Source organism: Sporocytophaga myxococcoides DSM 11118 (assembly GCF_000426725.1).
Taxonomy (GTDB): Bacteria; Bacteroidota; Bacteroidia; order Cytophagales; family Cytophagaceae; genus Sporocytophaga; species Sporocytophaga myxococcoides.
In genome coordinates this window covers 129,127-151,051 of sequence record NZ_AUFX01000011.1, presented here as the reverse complement: position 1 = coordinate 151,051, position 21,925 = coordinate 129,127, and the positions used below count along the sequence as shown (strand labels likewise).

General features: G+C 35.9%; 21 protein-coding genes. 10 read left to right on the top strand and 11 right to left on the bottom strand.

Going from position 1 to position 21,925, the window contains the following annotated elements:
* Positions 1–67: 67 nt before the first annotated feature.
* The 4 genes from K350_RS0114615 (at position 68) to K350_RS0114600 (ending at position 3,429) form a co-directional block, all read left to right on the top strand.
* A complete protein-coding gene (locus K350_RS0114615) occupies positions 68–640 on the top strand; it encodes a dihydrofolate reductase family protein (protein WP_028980546.1) in 573 nt (190 codons plus the stop codon).
* A gap of 450 nt (positions 641–1,090) precedes the next feature.
* Positions 1,091–1,813 carry a hypothetical protein gene (locus K350_RS32535; RefSeq protein WP_051313156.1) on the top strand — a complete coding sequence of 241 codons (723 nt, stop codon included), beginning with the start codon at positions 1,091–1,093 and terminating at the stop codon, positions 1,811–1,813.
* Entirely contained in the window at positions 1,797–3,014 is a 1,218-nt protein-coding gene (locus tag K350_RS31290; protein ID WP_051313155.1) for an AAA family ATPase, read from the top strand. The genes K350_RS32535 and K350_RS31290 overlap by 17 nt, the downstream gene beginning before the upstream one ends.
* 229 nt (positions 3,015–3,243) lie before the next feature.
* The gene (locus K350_RS0114600; protein ID WP_028980545.1) at positions 3,244–3,429 is read left to right on the top strand and encodes a hypothetical protein; all 186 of its coding nucleotides are present in this window, start codon (positions 3,244–3,246) and stop codon (positions 3,427–3,429) included.
* A 5-nt stretch (positions 3,430–3,434) separates the two neighbouring features.
* On the opposite strand, the gene K350_RS32995 is transcribed toward K350_RS0114600, so the two are convergent.
* The gene (locus tag K350_RS32995; protein ID WP_281169240.1) at positions 3,435–3,569 is read right to left on the bottom strand and encodes a hypothetical protein; all 135 of its coding nucleotides are present in this window, start codon (positions 3,567–3,569) and stop codon (positions 3,435–3,437) included.
* A 370-nt stretch (positions 3,570–3,939) separates the two neighbouring features.
* On the opposite strand from K350_RS32995, the gene K350_RS0114595 reads away from it, so the two are divergent.
* A complete protein-coding gene (locus tag K350_RS0114595; RefSeq protein ID WP_028980544.1) occupies positions 3,940–4,935 on the top strand; it encodes a CIA30 family protein in 996 nt (331 codons plus the stop codon).
* 55 nt (positions 4,936–4,990) lie between these two features.
* On the opposite strand, the gene K350_RS0114590 is transcribed toward K350_RS0114595, so the two are convergent.
* The 4 genes from K350_RS0114590 to K350_RS0114575 form a co-directional block, all read right to left on the bottom strand.
* Entirely contained in the window at positions 4,991–5,578 is a 588-nt protein-coding gene (locus tag K350_RS0114590; protein WP_028980543.1) for a hypothetical protein, read from the bottom strand.
* 108 nt (positions 5,579–5,686) lie between these two features.
* Positions 5,687–6,079 carry a DUF5004 domain-containing protein gene (locus K350_RS0114585; RefSeq protein ID WP_028980542.1) on the bottom strand — a complete coding sequence of 131 codons (393 nt, stop codon included), beginning with the start codon at positions 6,077–6,079 and terminating at the stop codon, positions 5,687–5,689.
* A gap of 650 nt (positions 6,080–6,729) precedes the next feature.
* Positions 6,730–7,206, bottom strand: a complete 477-nt coding sequence (locus K350_RS0114580) for a hypothetical protein (protein ID WP_037575754.1) — start codon at positions 7,204–7,206, stop codon at positions 6,730–6,732.
* A gap of 273 nt (positions 7,207–7,479) precedes the next feature.
* Positions 7,480–7,785 (bottom strand): hypothetical protein, encoded by a 306-nt coding sequence (locus K350_RS0114575; RefSeq protein WP_028980540.1) that lies wholly within the window; start codon positions 7,783–7,785, stop codon positions 7,480–7,482.
* A gap of 506 nt (positions 7,786–8,291) precedes the next feature.
* On the opposite strand from K350_RS0114575, the gene K350_RS0114570 reads away from it, so the two are divergent.
* Entirely contained in the window at positions 8,292–9,137 is an 846-nt protein-coding gene (locus K350_RS0114570) for a HEPN domain-containing protein (protein WP_028980539.1), read from the top strand.
* A gap of 8 nt (positions 9,138–9,145) precedes the next feature.
* Here the strand turns inward: K350_RS0114570 and K350_RS0114565 are convergent, their stop codons facing one another.
* From K350_RS0114565 to K350_RS0114550, 4 genes are read right to left on the bottom strand one after another with little or no spacing between them, the layout of a single operon-like run.
* Complete coding sequence (locus K350_RS0114565) at positions 9,146–9,670, bottom strand: nucleoside/nucleotide kinase family protein (protein ID WP_028980538.1); 525 nt, start codon at positions 9,668–9,670, stop codon at positions 9,146–9,148.
* Positions 9,661–10,581, bottom strand: coding sequence for a GNAT family N-acetyltransferase (locus tag K350_RS0114560; RefSeq protein ID WP_028980537.1), 921 nt, complete (start codon positions 10,579–10,581; stop codon positions 9,661–9,663). The genes K350_RS0114565 and K350_RS0114560 overlap by 10 nt, the downstream gene beginning before the upstream one ends.
* Positions 10,565–11,104, bottom strand: a complete 540-nt coding sequence (locus K350_RS31285) for an NUDIX hydrolase (RefSeq protein WP_051313154.1) — start codon at positions 11,102–11,104, stop codon at positions 10,565–10,567. Before K350_RS31285 ends, K350_RS0114560 begins: the two co-directional genes overlap by 17 nt.
* Entirely contained in the window at positions 11,094–11,888 is a 795-nt protein-coding gene (locus tag K350_RS0114550; protein WP_028980536.1) for a hypothetical protein, read from the bottom strand. The genes K350_RS31285 and K350_RS0114550 overlap by 11 nt, the downstream gene beginning before the upstream one ends.
* 567 nt (positions 11,889–12,455) lie before the next feature.
* Here K350_RS0114550 and K350_RS0114545 point away from each other — a divergent pair.
* Positions 12,456–14,294, top strand: coding sequence for a CUB domain-containing protein (locus tag K350_RS0114545; protein WP_028980535.1), 1,839 nt, complete (start codon positions 12,456–12,458; stop codon positions 14,292–14,294).
* Positions 14,295–14,447: 153 nt separating this feature from the next.
* Here the strand turns inward: K350_RS0114545 and dinB are convergent, their stop codons facing one another.
* Both dinB and K350_RS28885 read right to left on the bottom strand, forming a co-directional pair.
* A complete protein-coding gene (gene dinB, locus K350_RS0114540) occupies positions 14,448–15,596 on the bottom strand; it encodes a DNA polymerase IV (protein ID WP_028980534.1) in 1,149 nt (382 codons plus the stop codon).
* Complete coding sequence (locus K350_RS28885; protein WP_037575751.1) at positions 15,583–18,531, bottom strand: DNA polymerase III subunit alpha; 2,949 nt, start codon at positions 18,529–18,531, stop codon at positions 15,583–15,585. The genes dinB and K350_RS28885 overlap by 14 nt, the downstream gene beginning before the upstream one ends.
* A 324-nt stretch (positions 18,532–18,855) precedes the next feature.
* Between K350_RS28885 and K350_RS28880 the strand changes: the two genes are divergently transcribed.
* The 3 genes from K350_RS28880 to K350_RS0114520 are packed head-to-tail and all read left to right on the top strand — an operon-like array spanning position 18,856 to position 21,922.
* Positions 18,856–19,218, top strand: coding sequence for a hypothetical protein (locus tag K350_RS28880; protein ID WP_028980533.1), 363 nt, complete (start codon positions 18,856–18,858; stop codon positions 19,216–19,218).
* A 6-nt stretch (positions 19,219–19,224) separates the two neighbouring features.
* Positions 19,225–20,970, top strand: a complete 1,746-nt coding sequence (locus K350_RS0114525) for a VanW family protein (RefSeq protein WP_028980532.1) — start codon at positions 19,225–19,227, stop codon at positions 20,968–20,970.
* Between the two features lies 1 nt (position 20,971).
* Complete coding sequence (locus K350_RS0114520; protein ID WP_028980531.1) at positions 20,972–21,922, top strand: SRPBCC family protein; 951 nt, start codon at positions 20,972–20,974, stop codon at positions 21,920–21,922.
* Positions 21,923–21,925: the final 3 nt, after the last annotated feature.

Here is a 21,925-nt window from a genome sequence, read left to right as displayed (position 1 = left end):
ATTACCAGATTAAACAAAAACAGTTATAGCTTTGTAATCAGTACTAACGAATAAACATACAAAACATATGAGGAAAATAATTTTAATAGTACATACCTCGATTGATGGATTTGTTGCGGGAAAGCGGGGTGAGTTCGATGATTTTAATCCCAGTCCTGAAAACCTGGATTTTATATGTAGTTTAACTGATGAGGCAGATGCTGCTTTAATGGGACGAGTTTCATATCAGATGTTGCAAAGCTTTTGGCCTGATGCCCGAAATAAACCTGATGCAAGCGAAAGCGAAATTAAATATTCGAACTGGTATAACGATGCTCAAAAAATCGTGATTTCAAACTCAATGAAAGAGAATGATTTGCATAATACCACGATCATCAATGGAAATATAGCAGATAAAATTCTTCAGATAAAAAAGCAGGAAGGTAAAAGTATATTGATGTTCGGTGGGCCTACTGCCTTTCAATTACTGAACGAACTGAATTTAATTGATGAATTCTGGGTAATAGTTTATCCTGTTATGTTTGGACAAGGCATTCCGTTTTCTCCACGGGCAATGAGCTTAAAGAGATTAAAGGTCTTAACAACAAAGCAGCTTTCAAATGGAGAAATTGCAATAAAGTATAAAAGTGCTTCTCAGTGACATCACTGAGAAGCAGACTTTTTCTATCTATAAAAAAGTAAGTGAAGGAATTTTTATTTTGTAAATTTCACTCAGATTATTACCTTTGTAATATTATTTCTCCTTAATAGTATTCACTTTTTAACAGGAGGTTACCAATGTTAGAATTTATCCAAATATCGCCCATTCGATTCTTTGCTTAGTGTAGCAAGGCCTGGATATTATTTTCTTTCACAATCATCATAAGATTTCGGGAGTAGGTTTTATACTTTATATCCTTGTTGTTTCTATTGTGGCATCTTGTCACGACTAAGCATTATTTTCTCAATTCAATTTTTAATTGATTACTGAGCAAGAGCTTTATTGTCTCTGAGGATAGCAATACGTTTTTGTGAATTGAATGAGCATCTCTTTCTGGCTGCAAGGCGGCTGGCAGGAATCCTATGTTCAATTTTTAAGCTGAATTTGTAAATGGATACAAGGGATATAACCCTTTGTTTACGCATTCAATCTGCAAGAAAGAAAAAACGATTGCAGAAAGAGGCATTAGAAAAAAAGCTGATTGCTTTACATAAAGAACAGAATAGGTTAAGAGTTCAAATCAGGAATCTTGGATATGAGCCATTGATTCCTCCGGTACAGAAAGGCTGGAAGAGGATATTCGTTTTGAGAGACGATGTAAGAAGAAGTCCAAGAGCATTATTTTATATAGACTTGCTGAGAAAGATTAATACTGCTCAATATAGTGATTCGAAAAAGTTTCTTGTAAAGCGGCGCAAACGCGGGAAAAAAATCTATCTGAACCGTGAACAGAGGCTGAGAGAGTTTTATGAATATGAATGGAAAGACTCGAAGTTCTCTGAATCTGAAAAGATCTATTTCACTGAGTCTGTTTTAATGAACAGAAAAGGAGAGCCATATAAAATGTATACTTTCAATGAGCCCTGGAGATATGTACTGAGAATCGTTCCGAATATGATTACACTGCTCCAAGTAAAAGATGCTATACTGGAGCAGAGATCTGACGAGATCAGGAATTATCTTATCAAAAATAACCTGGAAGGAAAACTTGGGAAATTGCTTGGACACAGACAGAACTACTGGTCAAATTCTCCAAAAGCAAAGTATGTCAATCCGCTTAACAATAAACCTGTATATAAAATCCTTGATGAGTATTATGAAGATAGAATATAATGCTTCATCTCCTGATAATAATAAGGGTTTGAATTCAGTGGGTTGTACATGCTCTATTGAATTATTGCAAGTGCTTAAGAATGCAATAAGAGATTTAATTAATGTTAAAATTAAAATTATGGATGGTAAATCAATTTATATCGATATGTATGATAAGGCTGCTTTTATTCAGCCTTACATATATTATTATTTAACCTTTAATGCTATTCCTAGCAGAATGGGAATAAAGAATGTTGACAAAAATAAATTATACAATTGCCTTATTGAAAAGTATGCACTTTCAGAAGATAGAATTATCAAGTCGCAGTCGTTTGATCAGGAAAAGAATAAGGTATGGCACAGTTATGTATTGTTTGATATTGGAAATCATTGTATGATCTTTTTCAATTCAAACTGGGGATGTTATCCGGGTGCTAAACTTGTTGAAGTTTTATATTCATATAAAACAGATTCTGGTTTTAGAAGGGAAGTGGAAGAGCTTGTTAAAAGCTATATTATCAAAGAAGAGATAAAATCAGAGATTAACCTGATCTGTAAAGATGACACACTTTCTCTTTCTTCGTTTGAAATACCGAATACCAATCTTGATCTTGGGTTAAACTATAATGATGATTTTATAGAAATAGATAAGATTATAAAAGAAAGATTGAACAAACCGAAGGATAAAGGTATTGTTCTGTTGCATGGGCTTCCTGGCACAGGAAAGACGAACTACATAAGGCACTTGATCTCAAGTATAAATAAGAGAATGATCTATTTGCCTCCGGATCTTGTATATGAAATAGGAAGTCCTGGATTTCTTTCTTTTCTATCATATTATTCAGAATCTGTACTTGTTATAGAAGATGCTGAAAACGTTATCATGGAAAGGTCGGGCGGATCTAATGGTGCTATCTCTAATCTTCTAAATCTGTGTGATGGACTTTTGTCCGATTGCCTGAATATTCAGGTGGTATGCTCTTTTAATACTGATATATCTAAAATAGATAAAGCGCTGATGAGAAAAGGTAGACTTATTGCAAAGTATGAATTTCAAAAGCTCACTGTCGATAAGGCACAGCAGCTTTCAGATTCTTTGGGCTTTTCAAAAATCGTAACTCAAAGCATGACTGTAAGTGAGATTTATAACCAGGATCAAAAGGAGTTTGCTTGTACTACTCAAGCATCGATTGGCTTTGGAAGAAATAAAATAGTAGCTTAAGATTTAAGTTTGAAAGCCTGAAAATATTCGTTTTCAGGCTTTTAGTTTTCGAAAGCCAGCGCGTCTATTATTCAAAGCAACATATCGTTTTAGATGTATGAATGAATTGGAACTTGTGTGAGAAATATTTTAAAAAAATAAAAAATAAAATATTTTCAACTGTCTTCAACTAAAAAAGGCATACATGCGTATGTGTCTTTCTTTAATAAATAGAATTATAAACATTTTTATGGATAACATAATAAAGCTTTCACAATGCCAGAAAGCTACAGATAGCAATATCTTTCAACAGGTGATCAGGCAGGAGGTATTGCCTAAATATGAACATCAAGGCCGTGTTGAACAACAGTATGAAGAAAAAAAAGAAGTAACGGAATCTTTGAATGACATAATTTTTAAGCAACTGTTTTTATAAATGCATCAATAAGCCTTATACCATAAATGGTCCTCCATCAATCCGTTTGGGGTTTGCCTTGGGATTCTCCAGAATTGCCCGGGGTTGATACTTCCCCTAAATTCGTTGCTGTATAAGGTAAAATGTAATGGTTTATTCATAATTGCACTCTCTTAAAAAGATAAATCTTTTTGAGAGTATTCAATATATAAACTGCTATAAGTAACCTTAAGATTTTTTTAGATATAGCTAGATTCGAAGTCAAAACATGCCAGCATATTTTACGTAACCTGAGCATACTTGTTTAAATAAATAGATGGGTTAATGTTTATTTGTCAAAAAGTAAAAAAAAATGTACATTTATAATAAATGTTTTTTTTTGAAGTATTAAACTATTAAATAACCCAAAGGGAGGTTACCAGCTCGGTTTTTATTGACCTTTCTGATTATTGAATTATGCTATGCTGCTCAAAATTCAACGAATTATATCAAAAAATAATTTTAATATTTCATTTAAGTTTTAGTAAATCAATGACTTTCAAATCTGGTTTTTTAATTGCTTTATCATCTTTCTTATTATTTATTGAATCCACTTATAGTAAGGCATCCACAGCAGTAGTAGTAGCAGAAACAACTACATTTGTAGTTCCTCAGGATTCAGGTGAGGTGGAAAAAGCACAGAATAATTTTCCTTTACAATCAGAACCATCTATCCAGACGGTAGATTGGATATTCAAAATCAGGAATAGTTCTGATAGCATAGTCATTACAGGCGGCCCCAATGATCTTAAAAATCTTTCCCAAATTGTTTCTGAAAAAACTGTTCATCTCAATCAGGAAGAAAAGGTTATTGTGGGTTTAACCTTCCCAGGTACCAATGTCTTTATATCAGACACCTTGCAGTTGAAGAAGATAAAATCTTTCGTAAAAAGGCATTGCTTTACAGTAAGCCCCTGTGAATCTTTTGAGTTTCAACAACCGCTATGGATTTCACCGTTAGATGGAAACGAAGTAGTCAAAGCAGATATTGACAGAAAGGTTTTTGCACAAGGCAAGGCTTCCATCTTCATGGAAGGAAGGGATGAAACAAGAGATGGATTTGTTTGTGGTTTGGTGAGAAGCTTAAAGGATGAATTTTATCAATCCTATGATGATTCCCCGAAATCTGCACCGGATAAAACATGGTTTTTCTTTTATGTATATGGGGAAGGAAATCCCAATGCACATTTTAATCTTTTGGTTGCGCAAAGTTCAGAGTTTAAAAGCAACAACAGAGATATTACCAATTATTATAATTATATGTTTCCCTTGGATTTTAAAGGTTGGAAACAAATAGCAATAAGATATTCAGATATGAGATCTACCAGTGCTACGAATACTAGCAGTGGAGAGATCAGTGGAACTAAAGCAACAGATGGAAAAGCTTCAAGAAAAATTCTGAGAGTACAGTACACACTCGTCTCATCTTCGCCTGAAGAATATGTGAGAATGAATCTGGATAATTTATTGATACTGTCGGATGATTAAATGGTCGGATAATAGATCTGTGTTAAAGTTCTTAGAGGCGCCATGCGTGGTGCCTTTACAAAAAATATTTTTGTTCTAGGGTAAGTAAAACAAAGAAAAGTAATAATAACCCAAGTACTAAGAATACCCTTTTAACGTCTGTATTCTTCTCGTTTTGGCGTTCTCTTTTAATGTATATATCAATGGCTTCACTTAAGTTATTCTGAGAGTAATCTATTAGATGTTCAAAATTTTGATGAGTTATATTTCTAAATTCGAATTTTTGATTGCCGATTAGAAAAATTACCCTAGGATAATTAGCTTCATATCGGGACGTTCCATTCTTTTGGGCTAGTTTTTTAACTTCTTGTTTTGTCCAAAAGCTTTTTATAACAATATCCTTAGCAAGAAAATTTTCAATAATAATTTTCTTGCTAAAAGCCCCGTAAACTTTAACTAAGTGATTTGTTATTGAGAGATTAAAGGTTTTTGAATATATCAAATATATTGATATTAAAGAAAGAGAGAAAAATGTAATACCAGTTACGTATGATATTTTTTGAATGATTACAAATAATCCCGCGATAAGCAATGCTTTACATAGAATGATAGTTTGTAGTATAATTGATTTTTTATTAGCTGTTATTTCTATGTTGCTATTCATTCATTAAGTTTTTTGTGATGTAGACTCATTCTGGACTCTCATTAATTTTCTTCTCATAAAATTATCGAAGGTCAATCTTTTTTCATTTCTAAAATAAGCGGAGTGTCATTAAATGTAAAAAATACTTTTCCTTTCTGTTTTTTTTACGTACATACGCATATTATTATAGTTGTTGTACTTTAAACCAATGGAAATTAACTTTTTATTATCATTGTATTTCCATTCTTTATTGTTCAGGACTTTCTTAAGGTCATTCGTAAATGGAGTCACTTTTTGAAAAGTAATAGCAAACGTACTGTCAGATTTAAAATTGAATTTAGAATTCATAAATCCCGTTTTCATTTTTTCTATCATCGGTTTGATTTCATCTGGTAAGTTGTCATTGGATTCGGTTACGTGTATAACTGACCAACTGCCTGTCAAAGAATCTTTATTAAAGTTCTGGGCACTGGAAAAACTTATAGTAAAAACTAATAATAAAATGGATAGTAAATACTTCATAGGTGTCTTATTTTTTATTACAAATATCAAATTTATTTAATTATCAAAGATGCTTCAAATAGTTCAATAGATCAGAACTTTTATGTACTCATTATAAGGACATTGATTTGTTGAGAGGGACTTCGGAGGTTTGAGCTAAAAGCTCAGAGGTTTGACTTCAGAACTCGGAGATTTGAGCTAAAAAAGCTCGGTCATTTGACCTCAGACCTCGGAGTTTTGAATAAAAACCTCGGTCATTTCACCTCAGAAGCTCGGGGATTTAAGTAAAAACCTCGGTCGTTTGACCTCGAACCTCGGAGATTTGAGCAAAAAGCTCGGAGGTTTGACCTCTCAGGCTCGGAAATTTGACTTCAGAGCTCGGAGTTTTCAGTAAAAAGCTCGGACATTTGAGCTTTATACCTCGGAGCTTAGAGCAACAAGCTCGGACATTTGAGTTTCGAACTCGGAGTTTTAAGCAAAAAGCTCGGTCATTCGAGCTTTATACCTCGGAGATTTGACCAAAAAGCTCGGAAGCTTAAGTTCAGGAGTTTTCATTTAAAGTTTTATAGTTGAAAACTCCTTATTTTAAGAAAAAGAGCTGGGACAATAGGAATAAAAAAAGGCTGCCTTCAATACGAAAGGCAGCCTTTTAGTTTTGGTGTTTCAGAAAATTAACCTGCGACTATAGAGTCTTTATCTTTTTTCTGTTTGCTTCTTACAAACCTTGCTTTTAGTTTTTCATAAGCAGATCTCAAACCTGGCACACTGTCCTTTTGAAGTTGCACCTGTGCATATACTTCAAGTGCGCTGGTCATGGCTTCGCTGCCTACTTCCATTAAAGTATCATCCAGCTTTTGCTGCAAAGAATCGACCCCCATCTTAATCGTAATAAGTATTTTTGTAAGATCGGAGTCCCTTCCGAATTCTGATTTATCAAATGTAGGAGGCATGATAAAAGGGAAGGTTTTTACTGTTTCATTTGCATCACCCACAAAGTCTACGCTTTTAGGTCCGAGCTTGGTAAGAGATTGCCTTTCTTCAATGCTTAAAGAAATTAAAAAGGGTAACAAGCTTTCTATTGCTTGCAGATGGCCAATAACATTCTGAAGATCTTCAGCAGTGACAACGGCACTAACATTTCTTTCCATTTTAAAAATGTGTTTTTAGGTTGAAAATTATTTTTATTCTTTCAATTGAAAGCAAAAAGGAAGCAGCAAGAATAGTTGACTAAAAATTCTGATAGCGATCTTGCTGGTTGATGATGCGAGTATAGTAAGTTTTTGAATATTAGGCAAGTAGTAAAGATAAATATTCTGGAACTCATTTGTAAAGGTCTAAACTCATCGATGATTTTTTAAATAAATCATCTTTTGCATATAAAAACAAAGCCGGACAATCTCTCATCCGGCTATTCATATTCGCTATGCAGCTTTAGCTTCGGAAAGCTCTTCTGATGCTGCATCTAAGAATTGCAGCAAGAAGAAAAGATCTTCAGGCATTTTTTCAAACGGCCATCCGAGCATAACATCACGGTCCATACTGAGACATAAAAGAAACATGTCTCTCAGACTTTGGCTGAGTCTCTTTGCCGGTACGACCTCTAAAAAGACGTCGAGTTCATCAATGATATTTTTGTTAATTTTTGAATTCTCCGGAAGCTTGATCTTCCGGCGTTTGGGCATATCACCGCCTTGCGGGATAACCTGGTTGATTGGTTCTGCTGGCATTTGTATAAAAATGGTTTGCCCGAGGATTGCCAACAGAACGCAGTTCGTGCCCCTGGCCATTACTGATACCAGGATCCTCAGGCAATAAGTTAATGCTGTAGTACTATTTCAATACCACTAAAGTCTTAAATAAAAATAAATAGTGTGGTATTGCTACCACGTTCTGTTGGCGCAATAAAGATAAGAAAAATACTTGCAATTGTGTCATATATAGATCTTTATCTTTTTGTTGTTAGTTGCCGTTGTTCCTGGAAAGACCTTCAATTAAGCACCTCACCCTAAATCCCTCTCCTGAAGGAGAGGGACTTTAATGCGTATGTTAGTAGCTATATCTGTTTTAAAATCACATATTATTTTCGTGGACTGTTCCCTTCTCCTTTAGGAGAAGGGTTAGGGATGAGGTCCATTTGCTTTGATATGTAAGCTAAATATCTAATCCTACCTTTTTGTTGAACATTGTACATGTTTTTTTGATATATTCGATTTCGTAAAATTATTATCAATCTTTGAAAACCAGTATAGACTTTCTTCCTGTACATAAGCAGGGAGAGCTTACCTCTGTAAGAGATCTTATTGTAGAAGCATTTGAACCGGAGATGATCATTCTTTTCGGATCTTATGCACGCAATGAGTGGGTGGAAGACCGCTATGTGGAAGATGGCATTACTTATGAATACAAAAGTGATTTTGATATACTTGTTATCTCTCGTGTAGAGCTCGGCCCAAGACGCAGCAACCGCTGGTATAAAACAGATGAAGCTGTAAAGAAGCTTCCGTTACAAACACCGGTAAGCCTTATACATCACGGCATAAAGTTCGTCAACAAAGAGATCCGCAAGAACAGCTATTTCTTTATTGACATTCTCAAAGAAGGTATTTTGCTTTATGATACTCAGAACTTCCAGTTGGCAGAGCCGGGTGTGTTGAATGAACAGCAACTGAAGAAGCAGGCTAAAGAGGATTTTGAGCAGTGGTTTGGAAGTGCAAGTAACTTTTTAGATTATTTTAACTTTGCTTTTAATAAGGCAGATTTTAAAGAAGCAGCTTTTTTACTTCATCAGGCTACTGAAAGATATTATACTGCTGTTCTCTTAGTATTTACAGGCTACAGACCCAAGACCCATGATATACAAAAGCTAGGAGAGATGGCAGCGCAAATCAATGAAAGATTTAAAACAGTTTTTCCTTTTACAAGTCCTGAAAGCAAAGCACGCTTTGAGCTTCTCAAGAGAGCTTATATAGATGCACGTTATCAAAAGACTTACACAATTGCAAAAGAAGATCTGGAGTATCTTGCTAAACGTGTAGAGGTGCTGAGGGATTTGGTGAAGGAGGTTTGTGAGGAGAGGTAGAGGGCGAATTATTTAATTTTACCCAATAATTCTTTTTCAAAATCCTTAAGATTTCCATTATTAAAAATTTCCAAGTTACATTTTGGTATAATACTTTTTATGTGGTATTTATTCAGTTCAATAAAGTCTTTCATTTCAAAGTCATCTCTACTTACGCCAGAATCTCCTCTATTACGGTTTTTGAATCTTTGGAACCGCATTTCTTTTTCTGCTAAAATGTTTATTAAACTAAAATCTTTATCAATTAATCTTAGTATTTTTAATTGTTCTTCAAATCGAATACCTGAAAAAACCAGTTTGGTATTGTCCTGAATTCGAATTCTATCAATTGCTTTAAGAAGACTCCAGCTATTGCCGTAAAGGTTGTGAGTTTTAATTGTCCATTCAAAAATATTTTCGTTTGATTGAGATGTATAATATGTTTCTCGTATTATATCGCCAAGATCAATGGTTATCCAATTGTTACTTTTAAAATAATTAAGTGCTGTAGTCTTCCCGCTACAAGTCAATCCTACTAAACCAATTATTTGCATATTATCTTGGCCATTAAGAAACAATCTTGATAATTGTCTTGTCCGATCTTTAATTTAGCGTGTTGAATTCCTTCTATTCTAAAACCATTTTTTTGTAGAAAAGTAATCGCTGAAAGATTGTTTACTGAAGGTTCCGCTTCAATTCTAAATAAGCTATTTTTAATACATATTTCTTCTATATTTTTATATAAAGATTCACCTACTCCCATTCCACGATGACAATGGTCTACCAAAATACTTAACTTTCCACTATGAGATTTACTTTGAATATATCTCTTAATATGAGAAGATCCAATAAACTCTCCTTTGTTATTTCGGGCTAGAACAACGAGGTCCTTTTTATTTAAATATCTTTCATGCCAATCATTAACTTCTTCCATTGAAACCTTTGATTTTCTACTCATATATGTTTTTATATTTTCAATATTTTCATTTACCATATATGAAGTTTTTACAAAATCTTCAAGGGTAATACCTTCTTTGTGAATATTGAATTTGATATTTAGCAATTCTATTATGTTTTTTTCAAGTGCATTTTGATCTTGATTCATTTTGCTAAAAGTTTTTACTTTAAATCCATCGCTCTTAAAGGTCGGGACTAGGTGAAAGTGAAGATGATTTATATGGGTAGGTGAATTTGGATTGTTGTTTTGATAAATATTGATTCCTGTACATTTATCATATGTTTTTATCTTTTGGGCAAGTTTGATGACGAGTTTAAAAAGTTCGAGAGATGTTTGTTCTGAAGTAAAAACGTCGAACAGGTGGTGTTTAGAAATAATTAATAGATGTCCTTGGTTAAAGGGATTTTTGTCAAAAATTACAAAGGAGTTAGAGTCTTCAAATAATATATCTTCTAAATGATTCTTATAGATATTACAAAAAATACAATCGTTATTCTGTTCTTTCATTTGCCAACAATCTTAATAATAAATAATCAATTGGTTGAATCTTTATAGTTCCTGTTTCTATAAGGTTAATCCAATTAGATAACTTTTCAAATCTGAAAGATTTTACTTCATTTGAATTTTTTGGTTTTCCTAAAAGCTTACCATTAAAAAGATTATAGTTAGTATGCTCTATATCATTATAGGCAATTTCATCAGGACTTAGAATAATAGTTTCAATATGCATTCCTTTAATATTGGACATTCTAAAGTCTCCGACATCAAAAAAGAAATCATCAGTTGTGCTAACATTATCTTTACCCTTTACTCTTATAATTCTATTAGTGTCGAATTCAATATCGCATTTTAACTCTTCCTTAACTTCGCGTTTTACAGCATCATATAAATTTTCAGAAGTATGAGCATGACCTCCGACAAAGCTATAGTATCCTTTTCGTGGAGATTTATTTCTTTGGATCAATAATAGCTCATTAGATGAATTAAAAGGAGCTAAAAGAGCTATAGCTTTAATGTCATTATTTTCCATAATCAAATTTTGCTTTGTTAGTTTTTTGATGGAACATTGAACTATCAGGAGTTACCCCATCAAACCAAAGGCTTTTAAATGTTTGTTCAAATTTAGCAAATATTTTGGGCTGTGAGTTTTTATCAATGTATATAACAGGAGAGTGTTCTCCTAGTTCCTTATAAAGATAAGGTACAACGAAAATTTTGTTGTCCGCAATTAATATTGATTGATTTAATTCACCATTTTGATGCACTTTAAATTCAAAATTACCCTTTAGTTTCTTGTCGACCTTTCTGGATATTTCATTCCAAAATGTTAATGAATCTTTAATTCTTTGTTTTATCCTTCCTGTTTCATCATCATCTTCCGAGTGCTCTCTATATATTGTAAATTGACTGTTAGGATCAAGAGATAAAATTCTTATATCTACATTTTGGGCAATTAAGTTATTAAAAAGACTCTTATTGCTATCTAATTTTATTAAAGATCTACCAGCGATGCTTACAGACCATAATCTATATTTACATCCTTGTATAATATCGTATAGTTTCTGATCATGCTCAGCTCTACTTGAATCAATTTTTACCCTATTTAAAAATACAAACCATAAAATTAGCTTTATTAAAAAAAATGGAATAAATATAGCAATTGGAATAATTATTAATTTCCAGTTACCTAAAGAAGGTAATACTACTTTATCTATATTAGCATATCCCAATAGGCTAAGGGTAAAACCCAAAATGCTGAAAAATTTATTCTCAGTGTATTCCCATGTAAAAGTTTTAAAAAAGGATTTTATCATTGAATTAGTATTACTAAAATTTGTAAAATAACATAAGCATATACACTGACCAATTTATCGTATTTTACCAAATAATCAAAATGCTCAATTGGCATACAGCTTTTTTAAACCGCTTATACTTGATTTTATCTATTCGTCTGATAGGTTGATCCTCTACGCTGGTTCAAGCGTCCCCGCTTGGACCCAAAATTATCAAGCATCCGCTTGAAATATCACAATAAGTAAAAGCATATTATAGAATTTAAGCGTCCGCTTAAAAATAATAGGTCCAAGCGAGGACGCTTGAACCAGCAGTGGTCTTTATCTCAAGTTCCTCTTTCATTGAAAATTTGTTAAGCAAATGGTTAATAATACATTATATCTGATAATAGGATTTGTTGTTGTTTGATAAGAATACTGATTGTTCTCATTTTTAAAGGTTTAAAGATTTATAGAATTTGTAAATCCCAATATCTGCAACGTGTTGAATTGATAAAAATGACTAATATTGGCTATTGACTTCAGAGGCTGATCGTGAATATTTTTGGGGTGGTTTCCTAAATCAACAAGAATAAACATTTAAGTCCCATGAAAAAACTACTACTGGCTCTTTGCCTTTCTCTTTCATTTTACTCCACTTTTGCTTTTGATATAGGAAGTGTTTACTCTGATATACCAGACGTCATTTATCCCGGTGAGGCATTTGATATGGATTGGGGCGCTTCTTTATTTACACACGTGGGTGAAACACAACCTTCAATGACTATTAAATGTAATTTCTATTTATCTAAAGATGCAATACTGGATAATGGAGATGCTTTTTTAGCCTCCTCGTCAGTAAATACTACTCCGACAACAGGTTCATTCGGGAAAGCTGTATACGATGTTCTGGTGACATCTGCAATGAATTTTCCTGCGGGTAAATGTTATTTTATTATGACTGTAGACCCTGACAACCAGACTGGAGATGAAGATAAGGTGAATAATGTTAAAGCCTATGAAGTCATTATCGGAAACAGAAATCCTGACCTGGCCATGCTGTCGGTTGGCCTTGGAACCTCAGACAAGAGCGGCGTTTTAAACATAAAGACCGCAATCATTAACCCAAGTGATTCACCTTTCTCTTCGTTCAGATATGTGATCAGGTTAGCCTCAACAGAAGCAAACCTGGCTACACCACTAGTAGAGAAAATTTATGATAACAAAGAATTTAAGAAAGTATCAATACCAATGGTATTTGATAACTCATTAACATTGCCAACGTCTCTTGATCTTAATAGTCCTTTTTATGTATCTGTTACAATAGAGACCAATGTTCCCGCAGATCAGGGCAGTCTGAATAATACAATAGTGAAACAAGTTGTCTGGAGCCAGCTTCAGCCTCTTATCTTCTATGCAGAAAAAGTTCTAATGACAAATAGGAATGATTCGTTAAGAACGTGTAACGCACAAATATTAGATGATGGAGATGAAGCGGCTAATTATTCTCCAAACATTAACAGTACAATAAGAATTTTTCCTGGGGAGCCGAATTCAATAGTTCAGATAACTTTGAAAAAAACAAATTTTGGCCTTTTTGCATTTAATGATTATATACAATTTATAAATCCGGATAACAAGGCTGTCATAGGCCAGTTATATCATATCGATGCTTCTAGCCTCCCGGCATCGTATGTGTCTTCATCTAAAGATGGTAGTATCATTGTAAAATTTGTCAGTGATGATTATAATCAGAATAAAGGCTTTGAGATGATTGCAAGCTGTCTGGATACAACTAATATATATAAATTAAAATACAAGCAAACTAACTCCATCACAACTTGTAATAAGGTTATTACAGATAATGGATTTTTAGGAAGTTATCAGGCAAACTCAGATGATCAACTGACTATTTATCCTGAGCAGGCTGGGCAAAAGGTTACGCTTTCGTTTACTGAGTTTTCTACAGAAGGCAGTTACGATTATTTAAGCGTTTATAATGGAAACTCGAATGTGGCAGCTTCTTTAATTAAAAAATTAACTGGCAACACTATGCCTGCAGATATAACCTCTACTGCAGCAGATGGCTCTCTTACCTTATTTTTCCATAGTGATGGTAGTAGTAATTATTCCGGATTCTCAGCAAATACCACTTGTACTGCTTTAACGTCTATAGATGGTTCTACTGAAAAAGAGTTTTTAGGAAGTTCGTTCCAGATCAATCCGAATCCGAATAACGGTAATTTCAGATTGTCTGTAAAAGATGGACAAAATCTGAATGCTGCTACAATTACTGTTTTAGATCTTAAAGGACAGGAATTATATCATTCAGCACAAAGCAACGATAATCAGTTTAATTTAAAATCAGTTATTCAGCCAGGGTTTTATATCATTAAAATTGAGACTCCAGAGAATGGTGTAAGTTTCCAAAGATTTATAGTTGAATAAATACTGTAGAGACGCCATGTCTGGCGTCTCTCTTTTTTTACGGTGCGGACCTGCGATTTTTTTATACACATCATTCCGTTATTGATTTGTTATGTTATGTGTTTTTGTTGTAATCACAATTTGTAGAGGCGCCATGCATGGCGTCTCTCTAATTTAAACCGCCCGTCCCACCTTATCTTCACCAAATTTATACCGGATCTTATCCATTGCCTGATACAAGTTGATTTTCTTTGCTGAATCTTCAAAAAGACTTATCTGATAATTCCCGTGTACCAGATGACTCAGGCGTACACCTACCAGCCTGATCAGCATTCTGCGGTTGTAGAGGCTGTCAAACAATTCTTTTATATGTTGCATCAGCACTTCGTCGGAAGCAGTGTAAGGGATGCTTTTCTGTTTAGTACAGGTATCGAAGTTGGAATAGCGAAGCTTCAAGGTGATGCAGCCAGTAAGCCAGCCTTCCTTCCTCAGGCTGAAGCAAAGTTCTTCCACCATTTTAAGAATAATAGAACGGATCATCTTTACATCAATCGTGTCTGCTTCAAATGTAGTTTCAGTAGATACAGATTTACGTTCGGAGTAAGGCTCTACAGGTGTATGGTCTATGGCATTGGCCCTCTGCCACAGCACGATTCCATTCTTTCCCAGAAGAGACTGCATTACTTCCAGTGGCATATTGCTTAATGTTTTCACATCTACGATGCCAAGACTGTTGAGGTATTGCGTTGTTTTTTCACCTACCATGGGTATCTTGGAAACAGGCATAGGAGCGATGAAGCCCTTCTCAGTACCGGAGGGTACTTCTTTAGCCCCGTTGGGCTTGCCTTCTCCAGTGGCTATTTTGGAAATAGTTTTATTAACAGACAAACCAAAAGAAATCGGCAGCCCGGATTGCTTCATGATACGTTGCTTCAGTTCTGTTGTCCACTTGTAGCAGCCGAAGAAGCGGTCCATGCCGGATACATCAAGGTAAAACTCATCTACAGAGGCTTTCTCAAGAACAGGAGCACTTTCTGCAATGATTTCTGTAATCTCATTGGAGTATCTGCTATACTTTTCCATGTCTCCGCGTATCCATATAGCCTGAGGACAAAGCCTTCTGGCCATCTTACTGCTCATCGCAGAGTGTACACCGAATTTTCTTGCTTCATAAGAACATGAAGCTACAACGCCCCGGTCCCCCGAACCGCCTATGATGACAGGCTTTCCTTTAAGTTCTTTATTTTCCTTGCACTCCACTGAGACAAAGAAGGAATCCAGGTCCATGTGTACGATGGTTCTGTTAGGATCATTGATGTTCACGTATTACCTCCTTTTTTACCATGGGTAGTTTTTGCATATAATTTACTTCAAGGCTCGGATAGCCGAACTCCACTGTTACCTTGCCTTTCAGCATGTAGAAGCCTTGCCCTTTGAGCGGATATCTTTGCAGGGAAGGAGGGAAATGTATGGTGTCAAGGCTTTTGCCTTTCTTGTCTATAAAGTGCATAAAAGACATCAGCTCATTTCTGACAGTATACAAGTCTTTGGTTGCAATAAAATAGCCTAGCATCGATACTTGCTTGCCGGTATGCTGCAGCATTTCATCTGCGGAAATATCTCCTGTATAACTTTGAGGCAAAAGATCAAATGGCATGCACAATGGAAAGCCCAGTATCTCAAACTGATCAAAAGCATCTTCATAGCTGAAGCTGCTCAGGGGAGGAAGCACGAGTTCTTTCCGTTCAAGCTGAAACAGTTCGGGGCCGGGGACTTTGCTTTTGCTCTTGCTGAAATGCAATGCAGCATCCATAAGCAGGACTTTTTTCGTTTTACCTGTAAAACGAAACGATCCTATACGAATCAGAATATTGAGTTGTTCCAGAGACAGAGGAATGCGTTTTATAAAATCATAGAGATCTCTGTAAGGACCGTTTGTCTCCCGTTCAAGCGGAATAGCTTCACCGATCTTTTGCTCAAAATCCCGAAGATGAATAAACCCTGTATAGATCTTATTTCCTGAAATGGTTGTATAATAGTCGCTGTTGTTTACACAAGGAGGCTCAGTCTCCGCACCCGACATGCGGGCTTCGTGGAAATAGAACTCAGTAGAATAAAATCCCCCGAAGTTGTTGATTACCGCAGTCATGAATTCCTTCGGGTAATATGTTTTAAGGTAAAGGCTTTCATAGCTTTCCACAGCAAAGCTTGCAGAGTGGGCTTTGCAGAAGCTATAGCCGGAAAAGCTCTGTATTTGTCTCCAGAGCTCGTTGGAGAAATCATCAGGGTGACCTTGTTTTCTGCAGGAGTTGATAAAGTTGCGCTTTACTTTATCCATCTCTTCCTTGCCCTTGTATTTGCCCGACATAGCCCTTCTGAGCAGATCGGCTTCTCCGAGGTCAAGGCCGGCAATGTAGTGCGCCACTTTGATCACATCTTCCTGATATACCATCACGCCGAAAGTTTCCTTCAGCATCTCTTCCATAAGAGGATGCAGGTATTGAATAGCCTCCGGCTGATGAAAGCGTTTGATATATTCATTCATCATACCTGATTGTGCCACGCCGGGGCGAATGATGGAAGAAGCAGCAACCAGCGTTTTATAATCCTGACAGCGAAGCTTTTTAAGCAGCATTCTCATAGCGGGAGATTCTATGTAGAAGCAACCTATTGTATTACCTGTCTTTATATTATCTCTTACCTGAGGATCTTCCTTGATCTTTTCAAAATTGATATCAACTGTCTGTCCCGTGTTTTGCTTTACAAGAGAAATGGCATCTTTAATATGGCCCAATCCACGCTGACTGAGGATGTCATATTTATGTAGTCCCATATCTTCTGCTGCCCACATATCGAAGTGTGTAATAGGGAAGTTCTTGGGTGGAAGATCTGTAGCTGTATAATAATTGATTTCCTTTTCTGAAATAAGAATTCCTCCGGCATGTATGGAAAGGTAATTGGGGAAATCTTCCATGAGTTTTCCATAATGAAACATCGTCTTCACGATCTGATCTTTATCTTTCAGTTTGGAAGGATCGTGCAGGGTGAGAATGTTATCTATCTCAGGTTTGGGCAATCCGAAAACTTTGCCGAGTTCTCTTATAATGGATTTGCCCCGGAAAGTACTGTAAGTTGCAAGTAATGCAGTATGCTCATTACCATACCTTTTGAATACATAGTCCGTAACATCATCGCGATCTCTCCAGGAGAAGTCGATATCAAAGTCGGGCGGAGAGGTACGGTGAGGGTTGAGGAAGCGCTCGAAATAAAGATCAAGTTCAATAGGATCTACTTCCGTGATGCCCAGACAATAAGCGATGATACTATTGGCCCCGCTGCCACGACCCACGAAGCTGAAGTTTCTGTTCTTGGCATAACGCAGGATGTCCCAGGTGATCAGGAAGTAAGCATTAAAGCCCAGACGGTCAATAACCTCCAGTTCTTTCTTTACACGTTCCTGAGCAGCTTTATTATTCCTTCGATAGCGGTGTTTGAGACCATCCAGAGCTAGTTTCTCGAGCAGGAGTTTGTCGTCATAAAGGTTGCCAGTGAAGGTTTTACGGCTTTTATTTTCACCATCAAAATAAATAGAGCAGGAGTCCGCCAGATCCATCGTATTTTTGATGATTTTCTGGAAGCGGCCATAAGCCCCAAACAGTTGATCAGCATGCAGCATGATCTCATCCTGCATGGCCTGTTCTTCCATCGTAAGCTTGCTCAATAGCGTGTTTTTGCTGACGGCCCTGAGCAGTCTGTGCAGATTGTATCCTTGCTTGCTTTTGAAAGTAACAGGATGGAGCATCACCATTTTATGCTGTTGCTTGTTCAGGTCAGAGAAGGGAATACGGCTGAGTTCCGGAATGCGGATTCCAAGCCATTCGTTATCTCTCAGAGCTTCAGGTTCTTTTTTGCCCAGAGGGTATATAATATAGGCGTCATTCATTTCAGGGGCATGGGCGGGTAATGCCTTTTTGCGCATGTTGTGAATGGAAAGCAGCTTGTTAAGTTCTCTAAAACCTTCGTTGTTTTTCGCTATTCCAATGAAAAGCAGTTCATCTCCATTTCGGAATTCGATTCCGACAATCGGTTTAATTCCTTTTTCCTGACAGGTTCTGACAAATTCAAAAGTGGCGGAGGTATTATTGATGTCGGTAAGTGCAAGAACATCAGCACGTTTTTCACAGGCTTCTTCCACCAGCTCTTTTACGGAAAGCGTCCCGTACCTCATCGAATAGAAGCTATGACAGTTTAAATACATTTTTACTAATTTTATTGTCAAATATTATTAAAAAAACGGTCAATTGCTAAAAAAGTTAGCGCAATTCGGTGAAATAGTTTTGGGGATTGACGAAGAGGATTTTGGTCTGCTTTGAGGATTTGGAGATAGGACATAAGAGGCTGTAAAATAAAATGATAGGAAATGGAATGGAAGAAACTAAATTAAAGCGGAAAAAGTAAAAACTTCATATTTGTAAATGCAGTATGGAGTAGGAACTAGGAGGTGGCAGGTATTATGATTATATTAAACGAAGTAAGTTTCATAATATAGACCTCCAGAATTTTGATAAGAAAGTTTTAATTAATGAATACCAAACATTCCAAACTTTACTACACTGTTTTTGCGATAGTTGTCATCTATAGCTTTTTTTCAATAATAGCGCTCAGTACTCAGATGGGAGGCTCTTGTAATGCAGGAGCTTTGTTGATATTCTTTGGTCCCATACTTATATTTTCTGCACTGTTTCAGCTTTTCTCTTTTTATATAATAAACAAAAAGCAAAAGCGAATGCCATTGTTAGAGCTGGCTCAGATCATTATGTCCGGAGCATGGCTATCTTTTGCAATTGGGATAGCGGGCGATAGTTTGTCCGGAGGCATTGTACTTTTAGGTCCGTTTTTACTTTTATGTCTTGCGACAACAGGTTTTGTTTTTAAGTTTAAATAAGTTGCATTGAATACAACCAGACAAATACTCACAGAGAAGCACAGCTTTATTCAGGATACAAAGTTCAGGGTGAAATCTGCTTTGCTGACAGCTAAACGTTTGACAGAAAATCTATTCTCAAACCTCAAAGTTTATAAAGATGCTCAGAAACTTGTAGCGCTTCCGGTAATCGCGCTGTCTGAGAGCGATCTCTGGAATCCTTATGATAATGACGATAACTGGATTCTGACTGCAGGAAAGATTGAAAATATAAGAATTGCAGCAAGGAAGCTCAATGGCATTGAAGTAAAAGCAAATGAAGTATTCAGCTTCTGGAAGCATATCGGTAACCCTAACTTTGGTAAAGGTTATGTCGTTGGAAGAGAGGTCAGAGAAGGATGTATTGTCCCGACGATTGCCGGTGGTCTTTGTCAGATGTCAAATGCCTTGTATGATGCAGCTCTTAAAGCGAATTTTGAAATAGTTGAGAGACACAGACATACAAGAGTTATAAAAGGCTCTCTGGCAGAGCAGGACAGAGATGCTACGGTAAAATGGAATTATGTAGATCTGAGATTCAGGTCGGATTATGATTTCAGAATTGAAGTAGAGTTAACTTCCGAGAAGTTAATAGTAAGATTTAAAAGCACACAGAAAAACTTATCTGCTCAGACTTCTGAAAACATCAGGGATTACAATAAATTGAATGATTGCTACTCCTGCGGAAATACCAGCTGTTTTAAGCATCCTGGCAAGCCAACGATAAAGCGCTCAGGCAATATCACTACATTTATTCTTGACGAAAAATGGCCGGAATATGATGCTTATATAAATTCCATTGCAACTCAAAATGATTTTTATATACTCCCTTTAGCCGGAATTAAATTGTTGAATGCTGAACGTTATTCATGGTCATTGAAAAATCATAAACATGTACGTTCAACTCTGATACCAGGAGTACTAAGAGCTTTAAAGCAGAGAATAGCTTCAAAAACCGGAAAGAATATTTTTGAAATTACGCTAAATGCGGATAGAAAGATAGCGGAGAGAGCAGCACAAATGATCCCTGTGGAATCGGCTCATATCGTTGTATCTCAGAACCTATTACCTTTTTTATTTACAACAGGAGCTTTGGGTGGTAGAGCCTATGATGTATTAATGACAAGGTTGCCAATGGAAAAACTCCATGAAAGACTTGATCATGCATTCAACAGATATCCGGAGAGCAGGACATTAAAGGATTACAGAGCTTCACAGCCAATAATAGATTTGGAGAACAGAGCTCTTACCATGTCTCATAAAATAATTACGCCTCATCATAATATTGCTGATATCTTCAGAAACAAAGCGATACAGCTTGACTGGTCATTGCCGGATATTAGACCTGCAGAAAGTATAGGAACAAAAATACTTTTTCCATCATCTCTTGGAAGGAAAGGAGCTTATGAGGTAAAGAAGCTTGCCATGGAGTTGAATCTCTCGATTGTTATAGCGGGAAGAGCAGCAGAACAGGATGACTTCTGGAAAGGTATAGTTACTGAAAGATTCAATGGTAACTTCAAAGAAATCGGATTAGTGGTCTATCCTGCATATGTAGAGCATCAGCCAAGATTGATATTAAAGGCAATATCTAAAGGTATACCGGTGATCACAACCAGAGCATGCGGAATAGAACCGACCAATCAGGTTAAAGTCCTGGAGGCTGGAGATTATGAAGGATTTAAAAGAGAGGTGATGGAATGGTATTCACTTCAAAATAAATACAATATTTAGAATGAAACCCTCAAGAATAAGAACCTTACTCATAGGACTGACGGCGGGAGTAGCCTATGCTGTTTTAGTTATGCTGTTTGTAATGTCGGTGAGAAAAAGCGTGTCTGTCGGATATATCTTTGTTTTACCTATAATATTCGGAGCCATTCCTGTATTATTTTCAACTAAGGAACAACTGAAAGCTTATAAAACATATTTGCTTTTACCATGGGGAATAGCCATAACTTTTTCTTTGTTGTCTTTAATATCCGGGTTTGAAGGAATGATTTGTCTTATAATCATTATCGGACCTTTTCTGATTCTGGGCTCAATAGGAGGATTTATTTTCCGGCTTATTAAATTAAAGGACAGGGATGATAATACTCCCTTGTATTCCTGCCTTATTTTGCCCTTTTTAGTGATTTTACTAGAATCTAATATTCAGGTAACGGATCAGTTTTATACTGTCAATACTGAGCTCGAAGTGAATGCGCCAAGATCAGTGGTGTGGGATAATATTAAGAATGTGAGAAATATTAATGATGAAGAAATTGAGACACATTTCATTCATTTAATTGGTATTCCTAAACCATTGGATGGACGACTTGATAAAGAAGAAGTGGGTGGTATAAGAAGTATATCCTGGGCAAAAGGGATAAAGTTTCAGGAGCATATAAAGACCTGGAAGAAGGAGGAAGGCTTCTCTTATGATATTATCGTAGATCCGAATTCAATACCTCCGATAACTCTGGATGAACATGTGATGATTGGAGGAGAATATTTTGATGTAGTGAATGGAAGTTATAAAATTGAGCCTCTAAGTAAAGATCGAAACAGGGTGATCTTAACCTGCACATATAGAATAACAACCAATCTGAACTTCTATAGTAAATGGTGGGCGGATTATATACTGAATGACTTTAACGAGATGATATTGGAGGTGATTAAGAAGAGATGTGAAAAAGTGAGGTGATTA

What these genes read in the sequence shown, in the direction of transcription:
- K350_RS0114590 (WP_028980543.1), bottom strand. Translation starts at nt 5,578, where the DNA reads ATGAATAGCAACATAGAAATAACAGCTAATAAAAAATCAATTATACTA.
- K350_RS28885 (WP_037575751.1), bottom strand. Translation starts at nt 18,531, where the DNA reads ATGTATTTAAACTGTCATAGCTTCTATTCGATGAGGTACGGGACGCTT.
- K350_RS0114615 (WP_028980546.1), top strand. Translation starts at nt 68, where the DNA reads ATGAGGAAAATAATTTTAATAGTACATACCTCGATTGATGGATTTGTT.
- K350_RS0114595 (WP_028980544.1), top strand. Translation starts at nt 3,940, where the DNA reads ATGACTTTCAAATCTGGTTTTTTAATTGCTTTATCATCTTTCTTATTA.
- K350_RS28880 (WP_028980533.1), top strand. Translation starts at nt 18,856, where the DNA reads ATGAATACCAAACATTCCAAACTTTACTACACTGTTTTTGCGATAGTT.
- K350_RS0114545 (WP_028980535.1), top strand. Translation starts at nt 12,456, where the DNA reads ATGAAAAAACTACTACTGGCTCTTTGCCTTTCTCTTTCATTTTACTCC.
- K350_RS0114585 (WP_028980542.1), bottom strand. Translation starts at nt 6,079, where the DNA reads ATGAAGTATTTACTATCCATTTTATTATTAGTTTTTACTATAAGTTTT.
- K350_RS0114565 (WP_028980538.1), bottom strand. Translation starts at nt 9,670, where the DNA reads ATGCAAATAATTGGTTTAGTAGGATTGACTTGTAGCGGGAAGACTACA.
- K350_RS31290 (WP_051313155.1), top strand. Translation starts at nt 1,797, where the DNA reads ATGAAGATAGAATATAATGCTTCATCTCCTGATAATAATAAGGGTTTG.
- K350_RS32995 (WP_281169240.1), bottom strand. Translation starts at nt 3,569, where the DNA reads ATGAATAAACCATTACATTTTACCTTATACAGCAACGAATTTAGGGGA.
- K350_RS0114575 (WP_028980540.1), bottom strand. Translation starts at nt 7,785, where the DNA reads ATGCCAGCAGAACCAATCAACCAGGTTATCCCGCAAGGCGGTGATATG.
- K350_RS0114520 (WP_028980531.1), top strand. Translation starts at nt 20,972, where the DNA reads ATGAAACCCTCAAGAATAAGAACCTTACTCATAGGACTGACGGCGGGA.
- K350_RS0114560 (WP_028980537.1), bottom strand. Translation starts at nt 10,581, where the DNA reads ATGAAAGAACAGAATAACGATTGTATTTTTTGTAATATCTATAAGAAT.
- K350_RS0114580 (WP_037575754.1), bottom strand. Translation starts at nt 7,206, where the DNA reads ATGGAAAGAAATGTTAGTGCCGTTGTCACTGCTGAAGATCTTCAGAAT.
- K350_RS32535 (WP_051313156.1), top strand. Translation starts at nt 1,091, where the DNA reads ATGGATACAAGGGATATAACCCTTTGTTTACGCATTCAATCTGCAAGA.
- K350_RS0114600 (WP_028980545.1), top strand. Translation starts at nt 3,244, where the DNA reads ATGGATAACATAATAAAGCTTTCACAATGCCAGAAAGCTACAGATAGC.
- K350_RS0114550 (WP_028980536.1), bottom strand. Translation starts at nt 11,888, where the DNA reads ATGATAAAATCCTTTTTTAAAACTTTTACATGGGAATACACTGAGAAT.
- K350_RS31285 (WP_051313154.1), bottom strand. Translation starts at nt 11,104, where the DNA reads ATGGAAAATAATGACATTAAAGCTATAGCTCTTTTAGCTCCTTTTAAT.